Below are 10,609 nucleotides of genomic sequence, written 5' to 3'. Positions count from 1 at the left end.
GTATTGACAATTAAATATAGTTTGCTATAATGATTAAAAGATAAATTTTAAAAGAGAATTTTATATTAATATTCGTAAAAAATAATTATTAATTTAGAAATGGAGAAAATCATGGAAAAGGATATTGTAAAATCAGTTATGCAAAAATTTTATAGCTTTTTTTATTTTACATTCTGGGGCTTTTATTTTAGCGCTGGCTATTTATTTTGCAGAAAACTGAATAATTCCTTTTTAATGAGTGTTTAATATTCATATAAATTTTTTTAGGCTTAGGTAAATAATTATAGATATTTTATGGAACTCATTATACATGAGTTCCATTTTTTTACGCAAATAATCAAATATATGCAAGGGGGCAATATAAAATGGTGGTAATATTAAAGCAAAAAGCTAAACAGGAAGAAATTGAAATATTAACAAGGCAAATTGAAGCAAAGGGCGTTTCAGTAAGTTTAGTGGTTGGATCAGATGTAAATATCTTAGGATTAGTTGGAGATACAAGTACAATAGATCCTTCGGTTATTGAAGCCAACAGAATAGTTGAACGAGTTATGAAGGTACAGGAACCTTTCAAGAAGGCAAATAGAATGTTTCATCCAGAAGACACAATAGTAGATATTAATGGGGCCAAAATCGGCGGAAAGAAAATAGCAATGATTGCAGGACCGTGTTCGGTTGAAAGTGAAGAGCAAATCACTGAAATAGCTAAAGAAGTTAAAAAAATCGGGGCAAACTTTTTAAGAGGCGGTGCATTTAAGCCAAGAACTTCACCATATGCGTTCCAAGGAATGAAATATGAAGGGTTAGAACTTTTAAAGAAGGCAAGAGAAAATACAGGATTACCAATAGTTACAGAGCTTATGTCTCCTTATGATATAGAAACATTTGTTGAAAATGTAGATGTAATTCAAGTTGGTGCTAGAAATATGCAGAACTTTGATTTACTTAAGGAACTTGGGAAAACAAATAAACCAATATTATTAAAGAGAGGTTTATCAGCGACTATAGAGGAATGGTTAATGTCAGCAGAATACATTATGGCTGGAGGAAATGAAAATGTAATTCTTTGTGAAAGAGGAATAAGAACCTTTGAAAATTACACAAGAAATACCTTAGACTTAAGTGCAGTGCCTGCTGTTAAGAAATTAAGTCACTTACCCATAGTTATTGATCCAAGTCATTCTGCTGGGAAGTACTGGATGGTTGAACCATTAGCAAAGGCTGCAGTTGCAGTTGGAGCAGACGGACTTATTATTGAAGTTCATAATGATCCAGCAAATGCATTATGCGATGGACCACAATCAATTAAACCAAGTAAGTTCGCAAAACTTATGGAAGAATTAAGAGTTATTGCAGCCGCTGTTGGAAGAGAAATATAAATTTATTTAATAAAGGGCAGTTAGCACTGACAATCATTTCTTATATAAAATAAAAAGAGTTATAACGTAGTCTTAGTCATGATGCTAACTGTTTAATGAAAAGAGGAGTGTTGATAAATGGAAGATTTAGTTGTTGAACTTGGTGAAAGAAGTTATCCGATCGTAATTAAAAAAGGATTAATTGACGAAGTGAATCTGGAAATTAAAAAAATCTTTAAAGGTAAAAAGATATTTATATTAACTGATAAAAATGTAGGTTCCCATTATGGAGATAGGATAAAATCATGTTTAATTAACTCAGGATATGATGTTAAGCTAATGGAATTAGAACCAGGCGAAGAAACTAAAGCGTTTAGTACCCTTCCTTCAATATATAATGAACTATTAGATTTTAAAATTACAAGAAGTGACTTAATTATAACTTTAGGGGGAGGAGTAATTGGAGATCTTGGAGGTTTTGTTGCATCAACGTTCTTAAGAGGTGTTGATTTCGTTCAAATGCCGACTTCATTACTTGCTCAAGTTGATAGCAGCGTTGGTGGAAAGGTTGCAGTAGATTTAGAAAGAGGTAAAAATTTAGTAGGAAGTTTTTATCATCCTAAATTAGTTTTAATAGATCCAAAGGTACTTGAAACTTTAAGTGAAAGATTTTTCAGAGATGGAATGGCTGAAGTTATTAAGTATGGATGCATAAAGGATAAGGAATTCTTTTATTTCTTAAAAACCATGAAAAACAAAGAAGAGGTTATGCACAATATAGAAAATATTATCCACAGATGTTGCTTTATAAAAAAATGTGTTGTGGAAAATGATGAGAAAGATACTGGAGAAAGAATGTTGTTAAACTTTGGACATACGTTAGGCCATGCCATAGAAACATACTATAACTTTAAAAAGTTTACACACGGGGAAGCAGTAGCTATAGGAATGTATGAAATAAGTAAGATTGCAGAAAATAAAGGTTTAACTGATCAAGGCGTAAGTGAAGAGATAAAAGATATATTGATGCAATATAATCTTCCTTATGAAGTTGAAATAGAAGAAAGCTCAGAAATTTTAGATACTATAGCTTTAGATAAGAAAAATATTGATAATGTTCTGAAGGTTGTATTACTAAAAGGCATTGGAGAATCATACTTAGAAAAGACTAATGTAGAATTTTTTAGTTAATGACGGATATGAAAGAAAATAGACTGGAATGCTGATGTGTTATTTATTAGTATATGTTAAGCAATGAATAAAGAAAAGTGAGGTAAAATCATGGGGAACTTGAAAATTTATCCTAGAAAATTAAGTGGAGAAGTTAAGATACCACCATCTAAAAGTATGGCACATAGAGCAGTAATTTGTGCAGCTCTTGGAGATGGTATTAGCAAGGTTACTAATATAGATTATTCTGATGATATTATTGCTACAATTGAAGCAATGTCATCATTGGGGGCTAAAATAACAAAAAAGGAAGATTATCTTGAGGTTTATGGAATTAACAGCCCAGAAAATATTGAAGCTATTTCAGTTAAAGATGAAAGAACTATAGATTGTAATGAATCAGGATCAACTCTTAGATTTTTAGTACCTATAGCGGCGTTATTTGAAGGCGTTAACAGATTTGTTGGAAGAGGAAATTTAGGAAAGAGACCACTGGACACTTATTATAAAATTTTTGACGAACAAGGAATTAAATATTCTTATAAAGAGGGAATACTAGATTTAAAGACTGAAGGGAAATTAAAAGCTGGAGAATTCAAGATGGAAGGGAATATTAGCTCACAGTTTATAACAGGATTATTATTTACGCTTCCTCTTTTAGATGGAGATTCCAAGATTATAATTACTACAGAAATGGAATCAAAAGGATACATTGATTTAACTTTAAGTGCTATTAAAGATTTTGGTGTAGAAATTATAAACAATAATTATGAAGAATTTATAATAAAGGGAAATCAAATTTATAAGAGTATAGATTACAGAGTTGAGGGAGACTACTCACAAGCAGCGTTCTTCTTCTGTGCTGATGCACTTTCAAATGATGTTGTTCTTAATGATTTAAAATTAGATTCTCTTCAAGGCGATAAAGAAGTAATTGATATATTAGAGAGAATGGGATTAAAATTAAATAGTAAAAATGATGGTTTAATTGGAAATGTCAGTGACGGTCTAAAAGCAACTGTAATTGATGGTTCTCAATGTCCAGATATAATCCCTGTAGTATCTTTGGTTGCTGCATTAAGTCAAGGTACTACAGAAATAATAAATGCAGGAAGACTTAGAATTAAAGAATGTGATAGATTAGCGGCAGTAACTTCTGAACTTAATAAATTAGGCGCTAAGATTACAGAAAAAGAAGACGGGTTGATAATTGAAGGAGTAAAGGAACTTAAAGGCAACGTCGAAGTTTGGAGTCATAAGGATCATAGAATAGCAATGACTATAGCTATAGCATCAACTATGTGCAGCGAACCAATAGTACTTAAAGATTATGAGTGTGTTTCAAAATCTTATCCAGAGTTTTGGAATGATTTTAAGAATGTAGGAGGTGTATTTGATGAGTGGAATGTGGGGAAATAAATTAAAAGTTTCTATTTTTGGTGAATCTCATGGAGTTGGGATAGGTATTACAATTGATGGACTTCCCTCAGGAGTTGAGATTGATCTTGAAGAAGTCATGAAAGAAATGGCAAGACGTGCGCCAGGAAAAAGTAATTTATCAACAGCGAGAAAAGAAGCAGATGCTCCAGAAATTTTAAGTGGATTTTTTGAAGGAAAGACTACAGGTACTCCTCTTTGTGCAGTAATTAGAAATGCAGATATGCGCTCTAAGGATTATGGAAAGCTTAAAGATTTAATGAGGCCGGGTCATGCGGATTATCCAGGTTTTGTTAGGTATAATGGATTTAATGATTATAGAGGTGGTGGCTCGTTCTCAGGAAGAATTACTGCACCATTGGTATTTGCAGGAGCTGTATGTAAGCAAGTATTAGAAAGTAAAGGAATTAATATAGGCGCTCATGTTAAGAGTATTGAAAATATTCAAGATAAGAGTTTTTACGATGTAGAATTAAGCAAAGAACTTTTAGCGGAATTAAAAACAAAGGAATTACCACTTTTAATTTCAGAAAAAGAAGAAGAAATGAGAAATACAATTCTGAAAGCAAAAAAGGAACAAGATTCTGTAGGTGGAACTATTGAATGCACTGTTCTTGGAATAAATCCGGGAATCGGTAATCCGTTTTTTGATTCAGTTGAATCAACTCTAGCTCATCTGATGTTTTCTGTCCCAGCAGTTAAGGGAATAGAATTTGGAAAAGGCTTTGATATGAGCAGACTTAGAGGTTCTGATTGTAATGATGAATACTATTATGATGGAGAAAATGTTAAGACATATACCAATAATAATGGTGGGATTACAGGTGGAATAACTAATGGAATGCCAATACTATTTAAGGTTGGAATAAAGCCTACACCATCAATATCAAAGACTCAAAGAACAATAGACATTGTAGAAAAGAAAGAATCAGATCTTGTTATTGAAGGACGTCATGATCCTTGCATAGTGCAAAGAGCTGTTCCAGTAATTGAAGCTGTAACAGCGATTGGAATACTTGATTTAGTACTTTAACAGCAAATAATTCACAATGCTAAGTGTGGACACTTGGAACCTTCATTATAAATGTTGTGTTAGTAATTATGAAATTTATATTAAAAAGCAAAGAGTGAATTTGAACTAGTTGAGTAAGGAGAGTTAAAATGGCGGAAATAGATGATTATAGAAAGAAGATTGATGAAATAGATAAAGAGATAACCAGGCTTTTTGAAGAAAGAATGGATGTAGTTATTAAGGTCGGAGAATATAAAAAACAAAATAATTTACCTGTTTTTAATAAAGCTAGGGAAGATGAAGTTATTGCAAAGAATATAGAGTATCTTAATAATAAAGATTATGCTGAAGGATTAAAAGACTTTTTTATTAATATTATGAATATTGCCAAGGATTTTGAAGATAAAAAATTAGTGGAAGATGCAAGAACTAAAACTGAATGCAGATCAGAATCAGGGAATGAGAAAAGCAATATCAAAGTTGGATTTTATGGTGTTGCAGGATCGTTTTCTGAAGAAGCAATGATTAAGCATTTTGGAAAAAAAGATGATGCTAAGGCATATGATGAATTTGAAGATGTATTCTTAGCAGTGAAAAATGGAGAAATTGATTATGGAGTTTTACCAATAGAGAATTCCTCAACAGGTGCTATTTCACAGGTTTACGACCTTTTATATAAGTATGGGTTCTATATAGTTGGAGAAGAATGTATTAAGATAGACCAAAATTTAATTGGAATTCAAGGAACAAAATTAGATAATGTTAAGGAAGTATATTCACATCCACAGGGATTTGAACAAAGTACTGATTTCTTGAAGGGATATAACTATTGGAAAAGGATTCCGTTTCATAGCACTGCAGACAGCGTTAAACTTGTTAGCGATTTGCAAGATATGTCAAAGGTAGCTATTGCAAGTAAAAGAGCAGCTGATATATATAATTTAAGTATAATAAAAGAAAATATAAATAATAGAAGTGAAAATTCTACAAGATTTATAGTTATATCAAAAGAATTAGAATTAAACGAAGATTGCGATAAAGTAAGTGTTGTATTTTCTCTTGAACATAAGGCAGGTACTTTGTATAAATTATTAAGACATTTTGCAGAAAATAATATAAACATGATGAAAATAGAATCGAGACCTATGGAAAAAGGAGCTTGGAAGTATTTCTTATACGTAGATTTTGAGGGGAATCTAGAAGATGAACAAGTTAAAAAAGCATTAAATTTAATTGAACAAAGCAGTGCATACTTTAAACTTATTGGTGGATACAGAAAGTACACACATTAATAAGAGTGCGAAGCACAACTGAGATCATCTCACCTTAGAAAAAGTGCGAAGCACAATTAAGAACAGTTTGCCTTAGAATAAAGTGCGCACATATAAAAAGGGCACGAAGTGCAGTTAAGAAATTGGCAATTAAAACTAGTAACTTTTAACCTTATAGAAATTGAGATAAGAGTAAAAAGGGGGCATTAATTTGGAATTTTACGGATTAATAGGAGAGAAATTATCACATAGTCTTTCACCTAAAATTCATAATACGCTTTTCAAAGCTTTAGAAATAGAAGGAGCGTATAAGCTCTTTGAAGTTGAAAAAGAAAATTTAGGTAAACTTATAGAATCAATAAAACTTCTTAGAATAAAAGGAGTTAATGTAACTATTCCCTATAAGCAAGATGTAATGGAATATTTAGATTTTATATCAGACGAAGCCCAAAAAATAGGGGCAGTAAATACTATTTATTTAAAAGATAATAAGTTATATGGGCACAATACAGATTACTATGGCTTTGGAACTATTTTAAATAATAATGATATTGTTATAAGAGATAAGATTGCCATGGTTCTCGGAAATGGTGGAGCGGCTAAAGCTGTTATTACCTATCTTTTAGATCGAGGTATTAAAAAGATTTATTTGGTTTCAAGAAAAATCAAAGGTAATTCTGGATATGAAGATGAAAGAATAGAATGCAAAACTTATGAAGAAATAGCAGACATAAATGGAGATGTTTTAATTAATACGACTCCGCTTGGTATGTATCCACATATGGATGAAACACCTGTTGATGAAGGGATAATAAGAAATTTTGAAGCGTTAGTTGATATAATTTATAATCCCAAGGAAACAAAGTTTTTAAAGATAGGAAAGATTCTAAATAAAAAAGTATGTGGTGGTATTGAAATGCTAGTAGGGCAAGCTATAAAGGCAGAAGAAATATGGCAAGGACATATATTAGATAGAGAAGTGACTCAAAGTTTATATTCAATGTTTGAAGATGAATTTAAGTAGGGGGCATGTATGAAAAATAAAGTAGTGTTCATTGGAATGCCTGGATGCGGTAAAAGCACAATTGGTAGATTGATAAGCAAGGAATTAAATATTAAATTTGTTGATATGGATAAGTATATTGAGGACATGACATCTAAAACCATACCTGAACTTTTTGAAGTCGGAGAAGAGAATTTTAGAAATTTTGAATCTTTAGCATGTAAGAAATTAGCAGAGGAGAGTAACATTATAATTTCTTCTGGCGGTGGAGTAGTAAAAAGAAAAGAAAATATAGATGTATTAAAAGAAGAATCGTTTATTATTTTTATTGATAGACCATTAGAAGATCTTTTAGGAGATATTGATATTTCGAAAAGACCTTTGCTTAAAGATGGCAGGGATAAGCTAGTTAGATTATATGAAGAACGTTATGAATTATATAGAACATCCGCAGATGAAATAATTAAAAACGATAAAGAAATAAAGAATACAATTAACATAGTAAAAAAAGTTATCATAGCTAATTTGAATATAGATTAATAAAGAAATGAAAAATTTATAGTAAAGCTAAGTATATGATAATAAAATTTTAACCTACAAGGTTAACTGTATACTATATTTAATATAGTAATTATATACATGCGAAGGTTGAAAGGAGTGATTATTGATGAAGATTATGGTTATTAATGGACCAAACCTAAATATGGTTGGTGTAAGGGAAAAAGGCATATATGGCACAAAATCTTTTGGAGATATATGTGAATATATTAAAGAAGAGGGGAAAAAAAGGTGTCATGAGATAACTCTATTTCAAAGCAATTGTGAAGGTGAAATAATTGATGAACTTCAAAAGGCGTATTTCGAGAATTATGATGGAATAATTATAAATCCTGGAGCCTATACTCATTATAGTTATGCAATTCACGATGCGATAAAAGGAATTAATATAGATACAGTTGAAGTACATTTATCAAATGTACATGCAAGAGAAGAATTTAGAGCAAAATCCGTGACTGCACCAGCATGTATAGGGCAAATGTGTGGTTTTGGAGAACATGGTTATGTATTAGCTATGAAGGCATTAGAATTGAAAAAGATGTCGGAATAGTTTATATTATATATAGATAAACAAAATTAAAATATACTTTTGTGGTAATATATTTCAAAAGTACAATTTAGTCTATAAATTGTTTATCTAAAATAGAAAATTCGATTCACTGTATAGTTATTTGTACTAAATCGTAGATTCGAGTTATCTATATGTAGGACAGAAGTACAGTAGTAAAAAGAAAAAAATAAAGTAGTAGTACAGGAGGAAATTAAAATGATAATTATTATGAACCCAAAAGCAAGTGAAGAAGATGTAAGAAAAGTAAAGGCGGTAGTTGAGGCAAAAGGATTAGAAACTCATCTTTCTAAAGGAGACACATACTACATAGTAGGTGCAGTAGGAGATACTTCTATATTGGACCCTAAAAAATTGCAAGTACTTAAAGGTGTAGATAGAGTTATGAAGGTTCAAGAACCTTTTAAAAAAGCTAATAGAATATTCAAACCAGAAGATACAGTAGTTAATGTTGAGGGATCAGTAGTTGGTGGTGGAAGACTTGGAATAATGGCTGGACCATGTTCAGTAGAAAGTGAAGAACAAATTATTGAAGTTGCTAAGAGAGTAAAAGCAGCTGGAGCTAACTTCTTAAGAGGGGGAGCATTTAAGCCAAGAACATCACCTTATAGTTTCCAAGGATTAGAACTTGAAGGATTAAAACTTCTAAAGGCGGCAAAACAAGAAACAGGGCTTCCAATAGTAACAGAGCTTATGTCTACAGATTATTTAGATGCTTTTGTTGAAGAAGTAGATATGATTCAAATCGGTGCTAGAAATATGCAAAACTTTGATTTATTAAAACAAATTGGTAGGACTAAAACTCCAATTTTATTAAAGAGAGGTTTATCTGCAACTATAGAGGAATGGCTTATGTCAGCGGAATACATTATGGCAGGTGGGAATGAGAATGTAATTCTTTGCGAAAGAGGAGTAAGAACTTTCGAAACAATTACAAGAAATACATTAGACTTACAAGCGGTTCCAGTAATTAAGAGATTATCACATTTACCTATAATTGTTGATCCAAGTCATGCAGGAGGTTATGCTTACTTGGTAGAACCAATGGCTAAAGCAGCAATTATGTCAGGTGCTGATGGACTTATGATAGAAGTTCATAATGATCCTGAAAATGCATTAAGTGACGGACAACAATCACTTACTCCAGACCAATTTGATGTGTTAATGAGCAAAGTTAAAGCTGTAGCCAAAATAGAAGATAAAGAAATTTAATCTTAAAATAAGGGAGCTATAAATATGAGAATAGTAGTTGTAGGTCTTGGAGTAATTGGAGGATCATTTACTATGGCTTTGAAAGAAGCAGGGTATAATGATGTTTATGGTATAGATATTAACGAAGAATCTTTAGTGAAGGCTAAGAAACTTGGATTAATAAAAGATGGATGCACAAATGGACAAGAAATAATTAAAAGTGCAGATTTCATAATTATATCTTTATATCCAAGACTAGTTAAACAATTCATAATAGATAATAAGGATAATTTCAAAGATGGTGCAGTAATAACAGATGCGACTGGAATTAAAAAGATGTTTATTGAGGATATAGTAAATATATTACCTGAAAATATAGATTTTGTTTTTGGGCATCCAATGGCAGGAAGAGAAAAGAAGGGAATAGATTTTGCTAGCAGCTCTGTTTTTAAAGGTGCAAATTATATTCTAACACCAGTAGCCAGAAATAAGGAAGAAAACTTAAAAATGATAGAGGATTTAGTTTACAAGATTGGATTTAAAAGAGTTAAGAGAATAACTCCTGAATATCATGATGAAATGATTGGATATACAAGCCAGCTTCCGCATTCCTTAGCTGTAGCATTAGTTAACAGTGATGTGGAAGGAAGAGAAACCGGAAGTTTCATTGGTGATAGTTACAGAGATTTAACAAGAATAGCTAATATAAATGAAGATCTTTGGAGTGAACTTTTCCTGGGAAATAAAGAAAATTTGCTTGCAAGCATAGAAAAATTTGAAATTGAACTTGATAAGATAAAATATGCTATAGAAAATGATGATAAAGATGCGTTGAAAGAAATCTTTATAAAGTCTACTAAAAGGCGTGAAAAATTATAGGTAAAAAAACGAGGCATTTGTTATAAGAGATTATAACAAATGCCTCGCTTATTTTTGCGTTTATAAATAAATTACAAAAATGTGATGTGGTAAATAATACTTCTTAGTTTTAAAAAATATTATTTTAAAAAGTAAAGGATATAACATATCGTTGATTAATTA

10 protein-coding genes are annotated in these 10,609 nt (G+C 31.1%); all 10 read left to right on the top strand.

What is annotated here, in order from left to right; all coding sequences use genetic code 11:
- The first annotated feature begins 365 nt into the window (after positions 1–365).
- The gene (gene aroF, locus CLCHR_RS22690; protein ID WP_079442179.1) at positions 366–1,379 is read left to right on the top strand and encodes a 3-deoxy-7-phosphoheptulonate synthase; all 1,014 of its coding nucleotides are present in this window, start codon (positions 366–368) and stop codon (positions 1,377–1,379) included.
- A 117-nt stretch (positions 1,380–1,496) separates the two neighbouring features.
- Complete coding sequence (aroB, locus tag CLCHR_RS22685; RefSeq protein ID WP_079442178.1) at positions 1,497–2,549, top strand: 3-dehydroquinate synthase; 1,053 nt, start codon at positions 1,497–1,499, stop codon at positions 2,547–2,549.
- 90 nt (positions 2,550–2,639) lie between these two features.
- Positions 2,640–3,947 (top strand): 3-phosphoshikimate 1-carboxyvinyltransferase, encoded by a 1,308-nt coding sequence (aroA, locus tag CLCHR_RS22680; RefSeq protein WP_079442177.1) that lies wholly within the window; start codon positions 2,640–2,642, stop codon positions 3,945–3,947.
- Positions 3,925–4,998 (top strand): chorismate synthase, encoded by a 1,074-nt coding sequence (gene aroC / locus CLCHR_RS22675; RefSeq protein WP_079442176.1) that lies wholly within the window; start codon positions 3,925–3,927, stop codon positions 4,996–4,998. The genes aroA and aroC overlap by 23 nt, the downstream gene beginning before the upstream one ends.
- A gap of 128 nt (positions 4,999–5,126) precedes the next feature.
- Positions 5,127–6,269, top strand: coding sequence for a prephenate dehydratase (gene pheA, locus CLCHR_RS22670; RefSeq protein ID WP_079442175.1), 1,143 nt, complete (start codon positions 5,127–5,129; stop codon positions 6,267–6,269).
- A gap of 190 nt (positions 6,270–6,459) precedes the next feature.
- A complete protein-coding gene (gene aroE / locus CLCHR_RS22665; protein ID WP_079442174.1) occupies positions 6,460–7,272 on the top strand; it encodes a shikimate dehydrogenase in 813 nt (270 codons plus the stop codon).
- Between the two features lie 9 nt (positions 7,273–7,281).
- Complete coding sequence (locus CLCHR_RS22660) at positions 7,282–7,791, top strand: shikimate kinase (protein WP_079442173.1); 510 nt, start codon at positions 7,282–7,284, stop codon at positions 7,789–7,791.
- A gap of 127 nt (positions 7,792–7,918) precedes the next feature.
- Positions 7,919–8,359, top strand: a complete 441-nt coding sequence (gene aroQ, locus CLCHR_RS22655) for a type II 3-dehydroquinate dehydratase (RefSeq protein ID WP_079442172.1) — start codon at positions 7,919–7,921, stop codon at positions 8,357–8,359.
- A gap of 216 nt (positions 8,360–8,575) precedes the next feature.
- Positions 8,576–9,589 carry a 3-deoxy-7-phosphoheptulonate synthase gene (gene aroF / locus CLCHR_RS22650; protein WP_079442171.1) on the top strand — a complete coding sequence of 338 codons (1,014 nt, stop codon included), beginning with the start codon at positions 8,576–8,578 and terminating at the stop codon, positions 9,587–9,589.
- Between the two features lie 24 nt (positions 9,590–9,613).
- Positions 9,614–10,447, top strand: coding sequence for a prephenate dehydrogenase (locus CLCHR_RS22645; protein ID WP_079442170.1), 834 nt, complete (start codon positions 9,614–9,616; stop codon positions 10,445–10,447).
- Positions 10,448–10,609 lie beyond the last annotated feature (162 nt).

The organism is Clostridium chromiireducens, from assembly GCF_002029255.1.
GTDB classification, from domain to species: Bacteria; Bacillota; Clostridia; order Clostridiales; family Clostridiaceae; genus Clostridium; species Clostridium chromiireducens.
Note: the sequence above shows the minus strand (reverse complement) of the source record. Positions and strands in the feature narration are given on the sequence as shown.

What these genes read in the sequence shown, in the direction of transcription:
- aroB (WP_079442178.1), top strand. Translation starts at nt 1,497, where the DNA reads ATGGAAGATTTAGTTGTTGAACTTGGTGAAAGAAGTTATCCGATCGTA.
- CLCHR_RS22645 (WP_079442170.1), top strand. Translation starts at nt 9,614, where the DNA reads ATGAGAATAGTAGTTGTAGGTCTTGGAGTAATTGGAGGATCATTTACT.
- aroQ (WP_079442172.1), top strand. Translation starts at nt 7,919, where the DNA reads ATGAAGATTATGGTTATTAATGGACCAAACCTAAATATGGTTGGTGTA.
- aroF (WP_079442171.1), top strand. Translation starts at nt 8,576, where the DNA reads ATGATAATTATTATGAACCCAAAAGCAAGTGAAGAAGATGTAAGAAAA.
- aroC (WP_079442176.1), top strand. Translation starts at nt 3,925, where the DNA reads ATGAGTGGAATGTGGGGAAATAAATTAAAAGTTTCTATTTTTGGTGAA.
- aroF (WP_079442179.1), top strand. Translation starts at nt 366, where the DNA reads ATGGTGGTAATATTAAAGCAAAAAGCTAAACAGGAAGAAATTGAAATA.
- aroA (WP_079442177.1), top strand. Translation starts at nt 2,640, where the DNA reads ATGGGGAACTTGAAAATTTATCCTAGAAAATTAAGTGGAGAAGTTAAG.
- pheA (WP_079442175.1), top strand. Translation starts at nt 5,127, where the DNA reads ATGGCGGAAATAGATGATTATAGAAAGAAGATTGATGAAATAGATAAA.
- CLCHR_RS22660 (WP_079442173.1), top strand. Translation starts at nt 7,282, where the DNA reads ATGAAAAATAAAGTAGTGTTCATTGGAATGCCTGGATGCGGTAAAAGC.